This is a genomic window from Mycobacterium sp. P7213 (assembly GCF_900604305.1).
In the GTDB taxonomy this organism is placed as follows: domain Bacteria; phylum Actinomycetota; class Actinomycetes; order Mycobacteriales; family Mycobacteriaceae; genus Mycobacterium.
Genome location: NZ_UWOA01000027.1, coordinates 1 through 18,176, shown reverse-complemented (window position 1 = coordinate 18,176; position 18,176 = coordinate 1). Strand labels below are relative to the sequence as shown.

Below are 18,176 nucleotides of genomic sequence, written 5' to 3'. Positions count from 1 at the left end.
TGGACGCACAAAACTGCGGGTGGCTACCTGCGTGAGCGCGTTCCGGCTCTCAGGGCGTCGTCAACACGGTCAGTTCAACAGCCACTGCCGCACCGCACATCACGACCACCACCGCCAGTGCCACCAGGTCGGTCCACCCGGGCCGCGCCGGCGACGCCGAAATCTGGCCGATGCCACCACGAGCGGTGATCGCGTCGCCCATCTCGTCGGCGCGGCGAAGAGTCACGGTGATGGCCGCAGCCATCAGGTCAATGGCCTCACGTGCCCAGTGGCGCAGGCGTTGCCGCCGGGTCCGCGGCCGGTGCCGGGGCCGCAGGCGCCGCGCGGCATAGAGCACCCGGAACTCATCGACGAGCATCGGAAAAGCCCGCAGCGCCAGCGCCAACGCCACCGCCCACTCATCGACGGGAATGCGAAGCAGCCGCAACGGTCGCCCCAGCGTGGCCACCGCGGGAGCGATCTCCGCGACATTGGTGGTCCACGACACCATCGCGCCCAGCCCCAGCAATACGATCGACAGCGCGGTGATCCGCAGGAAGTACAACAGCCCGCCCAGGCCGGCCGGATCACCGCCGGACATCGCCGCGGTCCCACCGCCGACCACCAGCAACACCCACAGCCAGCGCGGCACTGACGGCAGCGCGCCCCGGGGAATGCGAGCGATCCGGGCCGCGCCGAATACCAGCAGCGCCACCGCACCGATCGTCACCCAGCCGGGATAGAAGGTCAGCAGCACCGAGATGCCGAAGACCACGACCAGCTTCGTCCCGGCCCACAGTCGGTGCACGGCCGAGTCGCCGGGCACCGGCCGCAGCAGCACCACCGGCCGAGGGGCGCTGCGCGCCTCCCGCGTCACGCCGCACCTGCCGGCGCCGACACCAAGACACCGTTGTGCAGGTGCAGGGTCCGTGGGCACAGGTCGCCCAGGCCGGCGAAATCGTGCGAGATGACCACCACCGTCAGACCACTTTGCCGCCGCAGATCCTCCAGCAGTCGCAGCAAGCCGTCGCGGCTGGCGGCGTCAAGGCCGGCCAGCGGCTCGTCGAGGATCAGCGCCCGCGGCGACCGGGCCAGTAAGCCGGCCAGGACCAGCCGGCGCATCTGGCCGCCGCTGAGCTGGTCGATGCGCCGTCCAGCCAGCGCCGGGTCCAAGCCGACGGCAGCCAGCGCGGCGCTGACCTTGGCGTGGTCACGCGGCGAAAAGCCCGCGGCAGAAGCCACTTCCCGACCAACGTGGCTGCGCATCAGCTGCAGGCGAGCCGCCTGGAATGACAGCGCGACGGCCCCCACCTGCTGGTCGGCGGGCCGACCCCCGAGCAGGCAGCGGCCGGCGGTCGGGGTGGTCAGACCGGCCATGATCCAGGCCAGGGTGGACTTGCCCGAACCGTTGCCGCCATGGATCAACAAGCCATCGCCTTCGTCGACGCTGAAGCTGATCTCCCGCAGAGCGGTCTTGGCCCACGGTGTGCCGCTGGCGTATTCATGCCCCACGCCTGACAATTCGAGCACCGGCTCGCCCACGTGCGCCGGGGCGCCGCCACCGGATGCGGCGGGAACCTCGGCGGTCTCCACCATGGCGGTGTTGTCGCGGGATCCGGACAGGTCGATGGTGCGGTCGGCGCTGCCGGCCTCGTCGTTGTAGTGGGTGATGTGCACCAAGGAGGTGCAGCGCCGGCCGGAGCAGCCGGCCAGGTCCGACAACACGCCCAACAGCACCTCGCGTCCTTGCGGGTCGACCATGCTGGTGACCTCGTCGGCGATCAGCAGTGCGGGTTCGCGGGCCAGCGCCGCCGCCACGGCCAGCCGCTGCAGCTCGCCGCCGGACAGGCCGCCGGTGTCGCGCTCGGCGAAGCCCGCCAGGCCGACCTCACCGAGCAGCCGCTCGACGTCGGTGCTGGTTCCCGGCGGCAGGCCCCACACCACGTCGTCGGCGACCCGGGTGCCCAACACCTGGCTCTCGGGATGCTGCATGACGACCGCGGTGCCCCCGAGCGCACCAAGCCCCACCGCGCCGGGGCGCTCAACGGTGCCGGCCGTGGGGGGCCGCCCGGCCAGCAACAGCATCAAGGTGGTCTTGCCCGACCCGTTGGCGCCGGTGATCGCGACATGCTCGCCGGCGACGACTTCCAGGCTCACCGGACCGAGGGCGTCATGGTCGGACTGCGGATAGCGGAACCGCACCTGATCCAGCCGGACCGGGACCGGCGCTACTGGACCGCTCTCGGCCAGAAGGTCCAGTTTGTGCACGTCGGGCACCCCACGGAGCCGGTGGAGCACCCGCGACAACGCCCACCACCCCAGCAGCGAGACGGTCATGACGCCGATAGTCATCTGAGCCAGGATGAGCCACTGCCAGTAATGCAGCAGCACCCCGAGAAGCCCGTTCAAATCCTCAGCGGCCCGCTGGAATTCCGGCAGCGGGATCCGCGCCATAGCGGCCGCGACCCCGTGCACATTGGCGGTGATCGCGTCGAAGATCAGGTGGCGCAGCCGGGACAACACGGTCAGCGCCAGCACCATAACGGTGCCGAAGATGCCGCCGGCCACCGCGGAGGCCACGATCACGGTGGGCAGGCCGCGACGATGCCGCTTGATGACGCCGGTCAGGCCGCCGATGTAGGCGCTGTTCACCACTGTCATGAAGCCGCCCATCCCTGCGATCAGAAACGCGATGGTCGCGGCGGCGACGGTGGCGGCGATCAACACGCGAATCCGGTAGCGGTAGGCCAGGAGCCCCATCGGCACCGTGCCGAGCATCGCCAGACCAGCGGCGAAGGGGACCACGACCGCGATGATCGCCGTCGCCGCGCACAGCGCCGCCATCACAGCGGCCTGCGCAATCTCGAAGGGCTGCATCGACCGCGCCCGGACTCGGTTCTCGCCCTGGCCGGTCTTGGTCACCCGTCGATTCTGCCAGTCGCTCGGAGCGTCCCACGCTGAGCGGACCGACGTGGTCCACTTTCGTGCACGCTTGTGAAATACTGGCCCGATGGTAGCCCCCGCCCAATCCAGCCTTGGAGCCGATTTGCTCAGCGTTGTCTCCCGGCTCAACCGGCTCGCTACCCAACGAGTCGCACTGCCCATCCCGGCCGCACAGGCGCGACTTCTGTCCACTATCGAGGACCTCGACGTGGCCCGGATCTCCGACCTGGCGGCGGTGGACCACTGCTCCCAGCCGACGATGACCACCCAGGTGCGCCGACTCGAGGACGCCGGGCTGACCACCCGCACCCCCGACCCGCTCGATGCCCGAGCCGTGTTGATCCGGATCACCGATAAGGGCGTGGACACCATGGCGCGGGTCCGCCAGGACCGGGCGGCGGCGCTGGACCCCGAATTGGACCGGCTTTCTACCGAAGACCGCCAGACACTTGCCGACGCCGTCGAGGTGCTTCACCGATTCCTGGCCGAGGCCGGGCCGACCCGACCGGCCCGCTGACACCCTCGCAATCGGGCCGTAGTTCCACTGAGAAGTTTCCAGCCTGAGGGGCTTTTCGCATATGCTCAACAGCGGCATCGGCCCGAAGCGAAGCTAGGCCTCCTGCGGCCCTCGCGGCTCGCCCACTGGGCTGCCGGTCTTCGGGGGAAGGACATCGTGGCGGATAGATTGGCGCTGGTCACCTCGATCGCCGCCCAACTGATGGCTACCACACCGTCGACGGCTGCTGCGGTCAGTGAACGCGTGCTGCAGACGTTGGTGGAGCAACTCAACGTCGACGCCGGATTCCTGCGTCACAACGACCACGAGATCAGAGCCTCCAAGCTGGTGGCCGAATGGCCGCCGCGCCCGAACGCCCCGGAGCCCGACCCGTTGGCGGTCGTCTCGTTCACCACCGCCGATCCGGTCTTCACCACCTGCGCGCATGGCAAGCGGGTGGCGGTTATCCGGCCGGAGCCGAACGAGTCCGGCTATGTGCGCCAGATGTCGATGGACCACGCCATCGAATCGCTGTCGGTCGCCACCGCGCCACTGATCTCCGGTCCGGTGACCATCGGCATGCTTGGCCTGGTCAAGTTTCGCCGACCCAAGTGGCGTCCCGAAGAGCTCAACACGATCGAGGCGATCGCCTCGCTGTTCGCGCAGTTGCAGGCCCGTGTCGCGGCCGAGGAGCGGCTGCGCTATCTGGCCGACCACGACGACCTGACCGGCCTGCACAATCGTCGTGCGCTGGTCGCTCACCTGTCCGAACGACTCGTCGCCGGCAAGCCCGGTCCGGTCGGCGTCTTCTACATCGACCTCGACCGGCTCAAGCCGATCAACGACTACCTCGGTCACGCCGCCGGCGACTGGTTCATCCAGGACTTCGCCCGGCGACTGCGTGCGTACGCCGGAAACCGGACCATGGCGGCCCGCATCGGCGGGGACGAATTCGTCGTCATCCCGGACTGGCCGATGTCGATGGCCAGCGCCGAGACCTTCGCCGACCGACTGCAGGGCGCGCTTCGCGAACGGGTGGAGATCCAGGGCCATACGGTCAACAGCACGGTCAGTGTGGGCGTGACCGTCGGGCTACCCGGGGAAGACACCAGCGCCGGTCTGCTGCACCGCGCCGACGAGGCCGTCTTGGCGGCGAAACGCGGCGGCGGCAACCAGACCGTCAGCTCCACCGACGATATGTCCTTGAAGAGCTTGTTCCGCAAGGACATCGAACTGCACATGCAGGGCAAGATCGATGACGAGTCGTTGTTGTTGTACTACCAGCCCGAGGTCGATCTGTGGAGCGGCGCGATCGTGGCAGTGGAGGCGCTGGTGCGCTGGCGTCATCCCACCCGCGGGTTGCTGTTGCCGAGTTCGTTCATCAGCATCGCCGAATCCGCCAACCTGGCCGATGATCTGGGCCGGTGGGTGATGCGCACCGCGTGCGCAGAATTCAGCCAATGGCAGACCAATGGCGTCCGGACCAGCGCGACGCTGCGCGTCAATGTCTCGCCCATCCAGCTGGCCGCCCGCGGTTTCGTCCAGAACGTGGTGGAAACCATCAACGAATTCGGCCTACGTCCCGGCTCGCTGTGCCTGGAGATCACCGAGCGGGCGGTGGTGCAGAACATCGAGAGCACCCGTCGAACCCTGGCGGAACTGCGCGAAGCCGGGGTGCAGATCGCCATCGACGACTTCGGCACGGGTTACGCCGTCTTGTCACATCTGAAAGATCTGCCGGTCGACACCCTGAAGATCGACACCGTCTTCGTGCGCGAATTGGGCGTCAATCCGGGCGATCTCGCCATTGTCCGAGCGATCATCGCGCTGGCCGAGGCATTCGGTCTGCAGGTGGTCGCCGAGGGTGTGGAAACGTCGGCGGCCGCGCTCACCTTGATGCGGCACGGCTGTCACCGCGCGCAGGGCTTCCTGTTCTCCCGCCCGGTGCCGGGGCCCGCCGCCGAAGCAATGCTGGCGTCACGCTGGATGGCGATGCCGTTCCTGGCCGACAGCCAAGCTTTGGTGATCTGACAAGAACATCGCCCGGTAGAAAGTGGCACACAACCGCACCCCCGTCTGCCTGCCGGCGAGCGCGGCAGTCGGTGCGGTGCACCAACGCGGCTCGGCGTGCGGCGACACACGGCGATGCGGACCCCTCAAGGTGCCCCGGGCGAAGCTTCGGGAGGAACTCGACGGCCTCGGCGCACGCCGCAGCGCGCCCGATCCGTACAAACCAATCCCTCGCATAACCGGAGATAGTACATACCTTTTGGATGATGTTCAATCAATACGAGACTGTGCGCCTCGTCACGTCGATCGTCTATGTGTCGGGGCGACGCGGTCCGTGCCCGGCCGTGGCCAACACCGCCCACGCCCTCGGCGGCGCCCGTCATAATCAGAGCCATGGAGCGACGGCGGAACGCGCAAACCCCTCAGGCACCGATGGACACGCTGCGGCAGTTGCCGGCCCTGGTCGCGCTCGAGCGGATCCCCGTTCCGGTGCTCGCAATCGCCGACGACGGCACCATCTTGTTCGCCAACAGCGGGTTCGCCGCCATGCTGGGCTACACCCAGGAAGAGGTGCTGGCCCTGGAATTCCGGCAGATCTTCGGCCAGGTTCCACCGGCTGAGGAATCGGCCTTGTCGGTGATGCATTCGCTGGCAAATCTGGTTGTCTCCCTGGAACATCGGGACGGCTCGACGGTGCGCGCCCTGATGAGCAAGTCAGCGCTCGAACGTGCCGACGACCGGGTTGCGCTCGCCACGTTCCAAGACCTCACCGAGCAGCTCTGGCTGGAGGAACGCTAGCGCTTCAGCGCCCGGTGGCCGACGCGCCGTCACCGCCGTTCTGATAGCGCAGCGTGTTGCGGGCCAGGAACTGCCGGAAATACGACAGTGAGTCGGCCACTACGATGGCGGGCAGCAGCGTCTCCCACATCCGCGTCACCCGTCCGATGCTGTCACCGGCATAGTGCGTCAACAGCCACGTCCCAAGCATCGCCGAGGTGATCGACTCGGCAACCTGGCGGGCATCGAGCTCCTCGCGGAGGTCGCCCTCGGCGATCGCGCGCGCGGTCTGAGCGGCGACCGCGTCCGCCCATTCGCCGCCGACCTCAGCCCCCAATTCATTGGATTCGGCCAGGGCGAAGACCAGGTGACCCGCCGCCCGCGCCTCCTTGTCGACGGACAACAACTCCGTGACGGCGAACATGCCGTGGATCATCCCCTCCAAAGCGGGTGAGGACGGCTGACACATGCTCCGAAACGTGGTCAACACCGTGGCGAAACCGCCCTCGATGATGGCCGTCACCAACGAATCCATCGAGTCGAAGTGGTGGTAGAGCGCCCCCTTGGTCACCCCGGCCCGCTCGATGATCGCGGTTCGCCCGGCAGCGACGTAGCCGGCCTCGCCGAACACGTCGATGGCCGCATCGAGCAACTTGCGCCGAGTCGCCTCGGACCGGACCTGGCGCGCCATCAGCCGACCTCCCCTTCGGGCACCGCCGACTTCGCCACCGCCGTCGTCTTGACTGCCAACGCAGTACGCCGACGAACGAACTGAACGAAATAGTCGATGCGATCCGCAGGCACCACACTGGGCAGCACAACCGACCAGACCCGCTCCAACTCACGCAGGAACTGTTCGGGCTCATCGAGATTGCCGGCCTGTCGCAAGCCCAGGTACAGCGCCACCATCATCCGGGCCACATCGCGCGGATCGCGGTCGAGGACGTCGCCTTCGGCGATCGCCCGCTCGGTCACCGCGCTCAGCGCCTGAATCGCATTGTTGAGCACGGTGGCCTGCAACCCCTCGGCGCCGCCGACGACCGGCAGCAGGTGCAGCATTGCTCGGGCACCGTCACTGGTGAGGTCTTCGACCGCCATGAGGTAGCCCACGTCAAGCAGGGTTTCCAAGCCGGAAAGCTTGCGGTCCACCAATGCCCTCATCGCTGTGCCCGTCTTGGCGAGTTGTTCGTCGATGACGGCCAGGGCCAGCGCGTGCTTAGATCGGAAATGAAAATACATCGCACCCTTGGTCAATTCTGCTTCAGCCAGAATGTCGTCGAGGCCGACGTCATGAAATGGCCGCTGGGCGAACTGATGCGCAGCGGCACGGATGATCTGCTGGCGCGTCGCATCGGCGCGCCGGTCGGTCGACTCAGCCAACGCGTGATCTCAGCCTCGTCGCTGACCAGCAGTCGTACCACACCCGGGTTACGGTATCAGTCGAATGACGAAGTTGACTCATTTCTATACTGTAAATCGTCATTCAGCTTTGCTGGCATTCTGAAAAACGCCAATTCCGTGGTGCCAGATTGCATTCGGTCTGTCGAGGCTGTCGCACCGGCGATCACCGTTGTCCGGCTAGCCGGCGGGTATCGCGAAGGCGACGAACTGGGTTACCTGACGCGGTGAGAAGTTGTCGTCACTGACCAGCACCACGGTCTGCCGGCCATCGGGCAGCCGTGGGCCGAGCGTCAACCCCTCGATGTTGTCCAGCGGATCCAGCCCGGGTGTGGTGGACAAGTCGGCCACCAACGTCTTGGTCATCGGAGTCACGGCTGCAGCCGCGAGCGCCGGCATACCGAGCACATCGGTTGCATCGGCGATCTCGGCGCGAAACAGGCGTACCGTCGGGCGGTCACTGAACGCACGCTCGATCACCAAGAACGCGGTGTCCGACAGTGCCACCAGATCAGTGAGGCCGTTGGTTTTGGCCGGGACGGCCGCAGGCTCCAGCGGATAGGCGTACTGCGCGACCGGAGCGTCGGCGTCGAGGCGGTAGGCGGTGATGCGAGTCAGCGCACCCCGGTCGCGATCCGGCAGCGGGCCGTCGTCATACCCCGGGCCCTCCATTGCGGCGAACAGCATCCGTCCGTCGTCGGTCACCGTCAGGCCCTCGAGAGTGGTGTTGCGGCGCGGCCCGGTGGGCTGCGCCGACATCGCCAGCTGCGTCGGCAGGGTAAACCGGCCGAGGTAGCTACCGTCCAGCCCGGCGATACGCACCCACGGGTCGGCCAACACCGCACCGCGTGGGCCGTCGGTGCGCCGCTCCCCCTCTGAGGACCAATACAACCGTTGGCGGCCGGCATCGAAGGCGATGCCTTCGGGGTCCGGCGGTATGACGGGCGGCGTCGCATCGAAGGCCTGGGGCTCGAACGGACGCCCGTCGGAGTCCAGCAGCGGGTTCATGGCACTGACCGCCAGCCCGTCGACGCCGCGGTCGGACACCGTGAGCCGCACCGTATAGAAGCGGGCGGGGCCGTTGGCCGAGCGGTCATCGCTGATCACGTAGTAGCAATCACGGCCCGGGTCGTAGCTGATTCCGGACAGGCCACCCACGACAGTGCCGGCGAACCTGGTGTTCGGTGCCAGTAGTGCCTGGCCCAGATACTGCAGTCCGGCGGTCGTCGTGGGGTTCTCGCACGGCGTGCAACCCGCAAGTGCAGCACCAACGGTCAGCAGCGCACCGCACAGCGCCGGTAACCGGCTCCACGTCCTACGCACCTCGGTAATCTAAAACGCGGTTTACCGGCGGCCTCACCTGGATACGGTGCATGAGGTGACCACTTCCGATGCCCTGCGCGACACTTTGGACGGCCGCTGGCGGACGGTGAAAAACCAGGTCCGGGCCACTCTGTGCGATGAGAAGTTTCGTCCGCACTACACACCGAACACGGCTATCGCCCGCGCCAAGGTCGCCGAACAACTCCGGATCATGGCCGGCTCCGGCGTGGCGGCGGACAGTTTCCGCAAGGAACACGGCGGCACCGGCGACGTCGGCGCGGCGATCACCATGATCGAGATGTTGGCGATGTCGGATCTGTCGCTGATGGTCAAGGCCGGGGTCCAATGGGGGCTGTTCGGCGGCGCAGTGGAGAACCTGGGCACCGAACGACACCACCGCGCCTACGTCGAGAAGATCATCGACCTCGACCTGCTCGGCTGTTTTGCGATGACCGAGACCGGCCACGGCAGCGACGTGCAGTCGCTGGAGACCACCGCCACCTACGACCCGGCCACCCAGGAATTCGTGATCGACTCCGCCACGGGGTCGGCCCGCAAGGACTACATCGGTGGAGCCGCCGAAACCGCCACCGTTGCGGCGGTTTTCGCCCAGCTCATCACCGGTGACGAAAGCCACGGTGTGCATTGCTTCCTGGTGCCGATCCGCGACGCGCAGGGCAACGACCTGCCCGGTGTGGTCACCTCGGACTGCCACTACAAAGGCGGCCTTCCGGGAGTGGACAACGGACGCATCGTCTTCGACCATGTTCGGGTGCCCCGGGAGAACCTGCTGAATCGCTATGCCGATGTCGAACCGGACGGCAGTTATCGGTCATCGATTGAGAGCGACGGCCGGCGGTTCTTCACCATGATCGGCACCCTGATCCGAGGGCGGGTCTCGGTGGGCGGAAGCGCAGGCGCCGCCGCCCGGGTCGCCCTGGACATCGCTACCCGATATGCGTTGCAGCGCAGGCAGTTCAGCGCCCCAAGCGACGACGGGATCGAACACGAGGTGCTCATCATCGATTACCTGGTTCACCAGCGCCGCCTGTTCCCGCTGATTGCCCGCTCCTATGCCCTGCAGTTCGCCCAGAACGAGCTGGTGGGTCGCTGCCATGATCTGCAGACCGCCGACGAACCCGACGCCGAAGAACAACGCGAACTGGAGGCACGAGCAGCCGGGCTCAAGGCCGCCAACACCTGGCACGCGTCCCGGGCCATCCAGGAGGCGCGCGAGGCCTGCGGCGGCGCCGGCTACATGGCCGAGAACCGGCTGATCGCACTGCGCGCGGACGTTGATGTGTTCACCACCTTCGAGGGCGACAACCACGTGCTGACGCAACTGGTGGCCAAGCAGCTGCTGACCACCTACGCCGACGACATCGCCGACATGAGCCCAGTCGGGTGGGTGCGATTCGCGGCTGAGACTGTCGGGGATCGGGTGCTCAAACGCACTGCCGCCGAGACGATCATCCAGACCATCGTGGACGCCCGGCAGGACAGCGAGGAGGAGGGCAGCCTGTTCAACCGCGGCACCCAGGTGCACATGTTCGAAGACCGCGAGGAATATCTGCTGACCTCGGTGGCACGGCGGCTCAGAGGCAAGGCCCAGGAAATGAGCGACTTCGATGCCTTCAACGCGGTCCAGGACCACTTGCTGCATGCGGCCACCGCGCACATCGACCGCGTCGTGCTGGAGGCGTTCGTCGCCGGGATCAACTCCTGCCCGGATCCCGACGCCCGCGAACTGCTGGAGCTGGTGTGCGACCTCTACGCGCTCAGCGTCATCGAGGACGACAAAGCCTGGTTCATCGAGCACCGGTATCTGTCCACCGATCGAGCCAAGGCCGTCACCCGCGGCATCAATGACCGGTGCCGGAAATTGCGCCCGCACGCCCAGACTCTGATCGACGGGTTCGGCATCCCCGAAGAATTGCGGTACGCCGAGATGCTGCACCCCGAACACCTGTCGGTACCGCCCGCCGGTGCGTCCACCGGGTAGCCGTCTTTATAGGCTGTCTGGACCCCAGACCGAACAAAGGAGTACCTCTCATGGCGTGGTTCCTCGCCCTGAATGCCACCCCCACCAAGGGCGTGCAAGCGCCCACCTATGAGCTGCACGAAACCGCTGATCTCGAGCGGATCACCGAGGAGATGGCCACCTTCGCGGCCACCGACCGGGCCGTGGCAGTTCCCGCCGTCTTCAACAACGGCCGCCAGCAGGTCACCGTGTACGTGCGGCCGGCCGCCTGGGGCGCGTGGGCGATCTACGAGCTCAGCGAAGAAGAGCGTCGCGAGATGATGGCCAACAATCCGCTGGTCAACGCGCTCGCCCAGGCCCGTGCCGCCAAGCAGCAGGGACAGCCACAGCAGGCGCCGGCGATGTTCGCACCGCAGCAGCCGCCTTCGCAGGCGGGTCCGTCGGCGATTCCCCGGCTGGACTAAACGCCGCCGGCCTCAAACGTGGCTCCCCCGGGTGGACTCGAACCACCAACCCTCCGGTTAACAGCCGAATGCTCTGCCAATTGAGCTACAGGGGATTGCTGTCCTCGCGGACTTGCAAGACTCTAGCGCATACCGAAACCACCGCGGTGCAACGGGGGTCGCACCCGGCCCCCGTCGCACCGCGTGAGGCAGGATGGAAGCACTGCATCGACTGTTTTAAGGGGCCGCATTGATCGGGTATGTCGTGGTGATGGGGGTCGGCTACGTGATGGGCACCAAAGCCGGCCGCCGCCGCTACGAGCAGATTGTCAGCACCTATCACGCGGTGACGAGCAGCCCGGTCGCCAAGGCGCTGATCGACAAAGGACGGCGCAGCATCGCCGACCGGATCCATCCCGATCCGACGATGGTGACGCTGACCGAACTCGAGGACGGCATCACCGTGGTGCGGCCGGAGGAGCCAGACGACGACAACCCGCGGCGGTGAGCTCCGCGACCTCAGGCGGTCAGATCGTCGCCGCTGGCCTGTTCCAGCAGGCTTCGCCGGTAGGCCTCCATGGCCACCAGATCGCCGAAGAGCGCGTGGTATTCGTCGCTGTGCTCCACCGGAGACATGCGCTGCAGTTTGGACTTGACCTCGGCGATCTGGCGGCCCACCCACACCTCCTGGAGGCGGGCCAGCACGCCGCCGATATAGCGCGGCAGCTTGTCCTCATCGACGCGGATGGCCTCCACGCTCAACTCGTGGATCAGCGCGGTGGTCAGCGACGAAGGCGTCTGCTCGCGCACGGTCTCGATCCACTGCGCGCCGCCGGTGCCGGCCACTCCCGCCGTCCCCCCGGCCGCATCGATCGCCGAGCGCACCGCGGCATAGCCGGGGTGGGTAAAGCTCTCCACCGTCAAGGTGTCGAACACCGGCCCGGCCAGCGCCGGGTACTGCAGAGCCGCTTTGAGCGCCTCACGCTGCGGCCACAACGTCGGATCGGTCGGGTTCGGTCGGGCGACCGCCGGCTTTTCGGCCGGGCCGGCGGCCGCGGGAGACGCCGGACGGTCCCGAGCCGGCCCGCTGCTTTTGGCATCGCCCTTGGCCTCGTTCTTGGCCCGCGCACGCACCCGGCCGATCACCTGCGCGACGTCGTCCCAGCCCACCCAGCCGGCCAGCTGGCGCGCGTATTCGTCGCGCAGCGTCGGGTCCTTGATCGCAGCGACCATCGGCACGCAACGGCGCAGCGCAGCGACCCGGCCCTCGGCTGTCTCCAGGTCCATCTCCGCGAGCGCGGTGCGCACCGCGAACTCGAACAGCGGGGTGCGGCGTGCCACCAGGTCGCGCAGCGCTTCGTCGCCGTGTGCCAGGCGCAGATCACACGGATCCATGCCGTCGGCGGCGACCGCGACGAATGACTGTCCGGCCAGCTGCTGCTCACCCTCGAGCGCCTTGACCGCGGCGGCACGGCCCGCCGCATCGCCGTCGAAGACGTAGATCAGTTCACCTCGAAAGAACTTGTCGTCCATCATCAGTCGGCGCAGCATCGCCAGGTGCTCATCGCCGAAGGCGGTACCGCACGAGGCGACCGCGGTGGTGACGCCTGCCAGATGCATTGCCATCACATCGGTGTAGCCCTCGACGACGATCGCCTGGTGTCCGCGGGCGATGTCTCGTTTGGCCAGGTCCAGGCCGAACAGCACGTTGGACTTCTTGTACAGCGTGGTTTCGGGGGTGTTGACGTACTTGGCCTCCATCGGGTCGTCGTCGAACAACCGGCGCGCACCGAACCCGATCACCTCCCCCGCCGACGAACGGATCGGCCACAGCAGCCGGCGGTGGAACCGGTCCATCGGGCCGCGACGCCCTTCGCGGGACAGCCCGGCGGCCTCCAGCTCCTTGAACTCGAAACCCTTGCGCAGCAGATGTTTGGTCAGGCCGTCCCACCCGGATGGGGCGAAACCGCACCCGAACCGCTCGGCGGCGGCGGCATCAAAGTTTCGCTCGGTGAGATACTTGCGCGCCGGTGCGGCCTCAGGGGTGCTCAGCGCCGCCGCGTAGAACTCGGCAGCCGCCGCATTGGCGGCGATCAGCCGGCTGCGGCCGCCGCGCTCGCGCTGGATGTTGGTCGCCGACGCGCCGGTGTAGGTGATGGTGTGGCCGACCCGGTCGGCCAGCAGCTCGACCGCCTCGACGAAACTGGCGTGCTCGATCTTCTGCACGAAGGCGTAGACGTCGCCGCCTTCCCCGCAGCCGAAGCAGTGGAACAGGCCGTGGTTGGGCCGGACGTGAAACGACGGCGACTTCTCGTTGTGAAACGGGCACAAGCCCTTGAGCGAGTCGGCGCCGGCGCGTCTGAGCTGCACGTAGTCACCGACCACGTCCTCGATTCGGACACGTTCGCGGATAGCGGCGATGTCGCGATCGGAGATGCGGCCTGGCACGGGGTCAGTGTAGAGCGCGCCGCCATCTGCACCACCGCGATCGCGTGCACGGCGGAGCCGGGCGAAGCGGATCGCCGCCATCTGCCCAGCCCTCGGTACCGGAACCGCCCATGTTTTAATGACGGGTCAACTGCTGCGTCAGGGGCGTGAATGAACTCGAAACGGGTCTGGTTGCTGACCCTTGTCGCCGTCGCCGTGCTCGCCGCGGCCGCGGTGACGACCTGGCTGGTGCTGCCCGACCGGTCGCGTAGTGCGGCCGGCGTCACCGGCGAGACCGTCAAGCAGGTGCTGCTCAACGGCACCGAGCTGACCGCAATGCTGGACCAGCCCTTCACCACTGTCACCGGCCCGCCGTCCTACGGCGGCCTGGAGGCGATGGACGACTCAGCAACCCCCGGCGACTGCGTGGGAGTCCTCGACGTCGCGCAGCGAAGCGTGTATGCCTCGGCCCCCGTCCAGAGCTACGCGCGTGAGACCTGGATCGACCCCGAGCCCGCTCACGACGGCTTCAAGCCGCTCGACACCCGGGTGATGTTCGTCAAGGAGGCCGTGGTCGCCCTGCCCACCGCCGACGACGCGCGGCAACTGTTCGATAAGTTCACCGAGCAGTGGAAGCACTGCGACGGTCAACCGGTCAACGCGGCCGACCCGGACACGGCCGGATCGCCGCACCTCCGCGGCACCGAGATGCACATCACCGACGTGCGGATCACCGACGATGTCCTGGCCGCATCGATCGTGCTGGACAAGAGCCCCAAGGCGCCGGACACCCGCGCGATCGGGCTGCAGGACAACTGCATCGTCGGTGTCCTGATCGCCTTCACCGGAACCGAGAACGCCAGTGGTTCCGGTGACCCGCAGACCAGCAGCACCGATGTCGTGCGGGCGATGATGGACAAGGTCGCCAAGCTCGGCTGAGTTCATCCGCGGTGGCCGCACGCACGGCGAAGCCGGGTGCTGGGCGCTCCCCTACTTGCGGGGGCGGGCCCGCCGCTGTGTCACTAGCCCGCGACGAGGCGTTCCAGCCGCCCCTCGGTGCATGACGCGATCTGGTCGACGACCACCCGCAGCCGTGCATTGTCGTCAGCCGCGGCGTTGAACGCCGGAACGAAGATCGGGTCCAGGCTCTCCGGTGCCGTGGCGAGCAGCCGGTGCGCGACCTCGTGCACCTGCTCACGCTGGGCGGCCTGAATCCTGCGGTGCTGGTCCGACGATATGATGAACTGCACCGCAAGGGTTTTCAGCACGGCTACTTCAGCCCGCACTAGTTCAGGCACTTCCAGGTTTGCCTGGTAACGGGTCAGCGGTCCCGGGCCGGCGGCGTCGTGGGTGGCGGTGATCGCCGCGGAGGCGAAGCGCCCGACCAGTTCACTGGTCAGCCGTTTGAGTGCCACCGACGCCGACAGTGTCGCGTCGTAATCACCCACAGCGGCCACCACCGGCAGTTCGGTGAGCCGGCGAGCCGCCCCGGCCAGATCGTGCACCCCGTGGGGGTCGCCCAGACGCGTCAGTTCGGCCACGGTCGAGGCGTCGGCGAGCACCCGCAGGTCGATCCGGCCGGAGATGACGCCGTCTTCAACGTCATGCACCGAGTAGGCGACATCGTCGGCCCAGTCCATGATCTGCGACTCCAGACAGACGCGTCCCTCCGGTGCGCCGCGGCGCATCCAGTCAGCGGCCTCCCGGTCGTCGTCGTAGAAGCCGAACTTGGTCCGTACCGAGCCGTCTGTCGCGTGGCGGAACCACGGGTATTTGGTGACCGCATCCAGCGTCGCCCGGCTCAGATTCAGGCCCGCACTCGCACCGTCCGGACCCAGGACCTTGGGCTCCAAACTGGTCAAGATGCGGAAGTTCTGCGCGTTTCCCTCGAATCCGCCACAGCTCGCAGCGATTTCGTTGAGCGCCTGCTCACCGTTGTGTCCGTAAGGCGGGTGGCCGATATCGTGAGCCAGGCCGGCCAGGTCCACCAGGTCAGGGTCGCAGCCCAATCCGATCGCCATCCCCCGCCCGATCTGCGCGACCTCCAGCGAGTGGGTCAGGCGGGTGCGCGGGGTGTCGCCGTCTCGGGGGCCGACCACCTGGGTCTTGTCGGCCAGCCGGCGCAGGGCAGCACTGTGCAGCACCCTGGCCCGGTCGCGGGCGAAGTCAGTGCGGTGCTGGCCGCCGGTTCCGGGCAGGCCGGCGGTTTTCGACGACTCCGCCACGATGCGTTCGCGGTCGTGCGCGTCGTAGCTGTCGCAGGAGTTGGTAGCCACCGCCGCCAGTCTATTTTGACCCGACCCGAGACCATGACACCGCGGGCCGAAGTTCGGCATCCGACCGCTGCGAACCGAGTGGGCCGGTCGCAGAATTCCGTCGATCACCCCCCGATCACATATAGATTTACCGGCATGCGCATTCCCCGGCTGGCCGCTGCCGCCCTGGCGTTTCTCCTCGCAGTGCTGCTGGTAGCCCCAAGCGCTGCGGCGCAGCCTTCGATGCGTCTGCCCACTTTGATCACCGACAGCGCCGGGGCGCTCTCGCAGTCCGATCGCGCCGAGGTGCAGAACGCGATCGACAAGCTCTACGCCGACCGGCACATCCGGCTGTGGGTGGTCTACGTCGAGGTGTTCTCCGGGCAGACCGCTGAGGACTGGGGACGCAGCACGGCGCGACTCAGCGATCTCGGCAGCAACGACGCCTTGCTCGCTGTTGCCACCGCCGACCGCAGCTACGCCTTCCTGGTTTCCAACGCCATCTCCGAGATCAGCTCGGACAAGGTCGACGCGTTGCGGCGCAACCAGATCGAACCGGCCCTGCACCGCAACGACTGGGCCGGTGCGGCCTCCGCGGCCGCCACCGGACTCGACGCCGCCGCCGCACCCACGCAGGTGAGCTGGACACCGATCCTGATCGCCCTGGCCACGGTGGCGCTCGCCGGCCTGGTGTTGCTGCTGGTGGTCCGTCACCTGCGTCGCCGCCGCCGCGCCGCGGCACTGGCGGCGGCCCGGCGGGTCGACCCCACCGACCCCAACGCGCTGTCCGACGTGCCGGTGTTCGCGCTGGACGCCTTGTCGCGCGAGAAAGTCGTCGAGGTCGACAATGCGGTCCGCACCAGCGCCAACGAATTGGAGCTGGCCCTCGAAGAATTCGGCACGGAACGCGTGCGACCGTTCGCGCAGGCCGTCTCCTCCGCCAAGGCCGCTATGGAGCACGCCTTCACGGTGCGCCAGCAGCTCGACGACGATATCCCTGAGACACCGGCACAACAGCGCGACTTGCTGACCGGGGTGATCGTCACCGCTTCAAAGGCCGACCGCGAACTGGAGATCCAGCGTGCCGCGTTCGAGCAGTTGCGAGATCTCGTACTCAACGCCGGCGACCGCCTCGACACACTGACCCAGCAACTGGTCGAGCTGACCGGGCGCATCCCGGCCTCCGAGCAGCACCTGGTCGAACTGCACACCCAATTCGACGCCACCGCGCTCAGTACGGTGTCCGGCAACGTCAAGACCGCACAGGATCGGGCCGCCTTCGCCGAACGCAACATCACCCGGGCCCGCAGCCTGGCCGACCACCCGGTGACCGGCGGGCAGAGCGAGCTGGTGGACGCGGTTCGGGCCGCCGAGTCGGGGCTCGGCCAGGGCCGAGCCCTGCTCGACGCGGTCGACAATGCCGCAAGCGACATCCGTCACGCGGTCGCCACACTGCCCGAGACCATCGCCGACGCCGAAGCCGGCATCGCCCAAGCCACCGCACTGTTGCAGCGCGGGGCGGGCACGCATAAGTCCGAGCTGGTCACTGTTCGTGATCGCGTGGTCAAGGCCGTCGCCGCCGCCCGCGCCTCCGGAGATCCCCTGGGGGCCTTCACCGCGTTGCTCAAGGCGGACGCCGACCTGGACCAGCTGCTGGACACGGTCGCCGAGGAGCACGCCGCCGCTGAACGGTTGGCTCGCACGCTCGAGCAGGCCCTATTCACCGCGTCGTCGCGCATCCGCGCCGTGTCCGATTACATCGATACCCGCCGCGGTAGCGTCGGCCCGGAAGCGCGCACCCGGCTGGCCGAGGCACGGCGCCGCCTCGACGCCGCCCAAGACAAGCGCAGCACCGATGTCGCGGGCGCCATCACCCAGGCCAACGGCGCGGCCACCCTGGCCGCCGCGGCGCAGTCGCTGGCCAAAGCCGACGTACAGGACGCGCAGCGCGCCTACTACGGGCGTTACGGCAACGACCGCGGMGGTGGCAACGACACCGGCGCCATGCTGGGCGGCATCATCATCGGCAACATCCTCTCCGGCGGTGGCGGCGGCTTCGGCGGTGGCGGCTTCGGTGGTGGTGGAGGGGGCGGCTGGAGTCCCACCTCGTTCGGCGGCTCGTCTTCGGGCGGGGGCTTCTTGGG

The 18,176-nt window shown here is 67.8% G+C and carries 15 protein-coding genes and 1 tRNA gene; 8 read left to right on the top strand and 8 right to left on the bottom strand.

What is annotated here, in order from left to right; genetic code table 11:
- Positions 1-49: 49 nt before the first annotated feature.
- Positions 50-856: a CbiQ family ECF transporter T component gene (locus EJK91_RS12115; protein ID WP_024440650.1), complete on the bottom strand. Its 807-nt coding sequence runs from the start codon at positions 854-856 to the stop codon at positions 50-52.
- A complete protein-coding gene (locus EJK91_RS12110; protein WP_125079061.1) occupies positions 853-2,856 on the bottom strand; it encodes an ATP-binding cassette domain-containing protein in 2,004 nt (667 codons plus the stop codon). Before EJK91_RS12110 ends, EJK91_RS12115 begins: the two co-directional genes overlap by 4 nt.
- Positions 2,857-2,989: 133 nt before the next feature.
- Here EJK91_RS12110 and EJK91_RS12105 point away from each other — a divergent pair, with 133 nt between their 5' ends.
- From EJK91_RS12105 to EJK91_RS12095, 3 genes are all read left to right on the top strand, one after another.
- A complete protein-coding gene (locus EJK91_RS12105; RefSeq protein WP_046300156.1) occupies positions 2,990-3,439 on the top strand; it encodes a MarR family winged helix-turn-helix transcriptional regulator in 450 nt (149 codons plus the stop codon).
- A gap of 201 nt (positions 3,440-3,640) precedes the next feature.
- A complete protein-coding gene (locus EJK91_RS12100) occupies positions 3,641-5,449 on the top strand; it encodes a sensor domain-containing phosphodiesterase (protein ID WP_046300175.1) in 1,809 nt (602 codons plus the stop codon).
- A gap of 411 nt (positions 5,450-5,860) precedes the next feature.
- On the top strand, positions 5,861-6,226 hold the full coding sequence (locus EJK91_RS12095) for a PAS domain-containing protein (RefSeq protein WP_024440654.1): 366 nt from the start codon (positions 5,861-5,863) through the stop codon (positions 6,224-6,226).
- 4 nt (positions 6,227-6,230) lie between these two features.
- Here the strand turns inward: EJK91_RS12095 and EJK91_RS12090 are convergent, their stop codons facing one another.
- From EJK91_RS12090 to EJK91_RS12080, 3 genes are all read right to left on the bottom strand, one after another.
- On the bottom strand, positions 6,231-6,896 hold the full coding sequence (locus tag EJK91_RS12090; RefSeq protein ID WP_125079042.1) for a TetR/AcrR family transcriptional regulator: 666 nt from the start codon (positions 6,894-6,896) through the stop codon (positions 6,231-6,233).
- Positions 6,896-7,585 (bottom strand): TetR/AcrR family transcriptional regulator, encoded by a 690-nt coding sequence (locus tag EJK91_RS12085; RefSeq protein ID WP_024440656.1) that lies wholly within the window; start codon positions 7,583-7,585, stop codon positions 6,896-6,898. Before EJK91_RS12085 ends, EJK91_RS12090 begins: the two co-directional genes overlap by 1 nt.
- 198 nt (positions 7,586-7,783) lie before the next feature.
- Positions 7,784-8,926: an esterase-like activity of phytase family protein gene (locus tag EJK91_RS12080; protein ID WP_024440657.1), complete on the bottom strand. Its 1,143-nt coding sequence runs from the start codon at positions 8,924-8,926 to the stop codon at positions 7,784-7,786.
- A 55-nt stretch (positions 8,927-8,981) separates the two neighbouring features.
- Here EJK91_RS12080 and EJK91_RS12075 point away from each other — a divergent pair, with 55 nt between their 5' ends.
- Both EJK91_RS12075 and EJK91_RS12070 read left to right on the top strand, forming a co-directional pair.
- Entirely contained in the window at positions 8,982-10,928 is a 1,947-nt protein-coding gene (locus EJK91_RS12075) for an acyl-CoA dehydrogenase family protein (RefSeq protein WP_444850816.1), read from the top strand.
- A gap of 50 nt (positions 10,929-10,978) precedes the next feature.
- Positions 10,979-11,371, top strand: coding sequence for a hypothetical protein (locus EJK91_RS12070; RefSeq protein WP_024440659.1), 393 nt, complete (start codon positions 10,979-10,981; stop codon positions 11,369-11,371).
- A 19-nt stretch (positions 11,372-11,390) separates the two neighbouring features.
- Here the strand turns inward: EJK91_RS12070 and EJK91_RS12065 are convergent.
- Positions 11,391-11,466, bottom strand: a tRNA-Asn gene (locus EJK91_RS12065).
- A 134-nt stretch (positions 11,467-11,600) separates the two neighbouring features.
- Between EJK91_RS12065 and EJK91_RS12060 the strand changes: the two genes are divergently transcribed.
- Positions 11,601-11,858, top strand: coding sequence for a hypothetical protein (locus EJK91_RS12060; protein WP_024440660.1), 258 nt, complete (start codon positions 11,601-11,603; stop codon positions 11,856-11,858).
- An 11-nt stretch (positions 11,859-11,869) separates the two neighbouring features.
- Here EJK91_RS12060 and dnaG read toward each other — a convergent pair whose 3' ends face one another.
- On the bottom strand, positions 11,870-13,798 hold the full coding sequence (gene dnaG, locus EJK91_RS12055; RefSeq protein ID WP_024440661.1) for a DNA primase: 1,929 nt from the start codon (positions 13,796-13,798) through the stop codon (positions 11,870-11,872).
- A 150-nt stretch (positions 13,799-13,948) separates the two neighbouring features.
- Here dnaG and EJK91_RS12050 point away from each other — a divergent pair, with 150 nt between their 5' ends.
- On the top strand, positions 13,949-14,716 hold the full coding sequence (locus EJK91_RS12050; RefSeq protein ID WP_024440662.1) for a sensor domain-containing protein: 768 nt from the start codon (positions 13,949-13,951) through the stop codon (positions 14,714-14,716).
- An 83-nt stretch (positions 14,717-14,799) separates the two neighbouring features.
- Here the strand turns inward: EJK91_RS12050 and EJK91_RS12045 are convergent, their stop codons facing one another.
- Positions 14,800-16,053, bottom strand: coding sequence for a deoxyguanosinetriphosphate triphosphohydrolase (locus tag EJK91_RS12045; RefSeq protein ID WP_024440663.1), 1,254 nt, complete (start codon positions 16,051-16,053; stop codon positions 14,800-14,802).
- 135 nt (positions 16,054-16,188) lie between these two features.
- Between EJK91_RS12045 and EJK91_RS12040 the strand changes: the two genes are divergently transcribed.
- Positions 16,189-18,176, top strand: a 1,988-nt coding sequence (locus tag EJK91_RS12040; protein WP_164517947.1) for a TPM domain-containing protein, incomplete at its 3' end; no start/stop codon positions are given.

Excerpts from the sequence above, each read along its gene's own strand:
- EJK91_RS12110 (WP_125079061.1), bottom strand. The coding sequence starts at position 2,856 with ATGCAGCCCTTCGAGATTGCGCAGGCCGCTGTGATGGCGGCGCTGTGC.
- EJK91_RS12105 (WP_046300156.1), top strand. The coding sequence starts at position 2,990 with ATGGTAGCCCCCGCCCAATCCAGCCTTGGAGCCGATTTGCTCAGCGTT.
- EJK91_RS12100 (WP_046300175.1), top strand. The coding sequence starts at position 3,641 with ATGGCTACCACACCGTCGACGGCTGCTGCGGTCAGTGAACGCGTGCTG.
- EJK91_RS12095 (WP_024440654.1), top strand. The coding sequence starts at position 5,861 with ATGGACACGCTGCGGCAGTTGCCGGCCCTGGTCGCGCTCGAGCGGATC.
- EJK91_RS12090 (WP_125079042.1), bottom strand. The coding sequence starts at position 6,896 with ATGGCGCGCCAGGTCCGGTCCGAGGCGACTCGGCGCAAGTTGCTCGAT.
- EJK91_RS12070 (WP_024440659.1), top strand. The coding sequence starts at position 10,979 with ATGGCGTGGTTCCTCGCCCTGAATGCCACCCCCACCAAGGGCGTGCAA.
- EJK91_RS12050 (WP_024440662.1), top strand. The coding sequence starts at position 13,949 with ATGAACTCGAAACGGGTCTGGTTGCTGACCCTTGTCGCCGTCGCCGTG.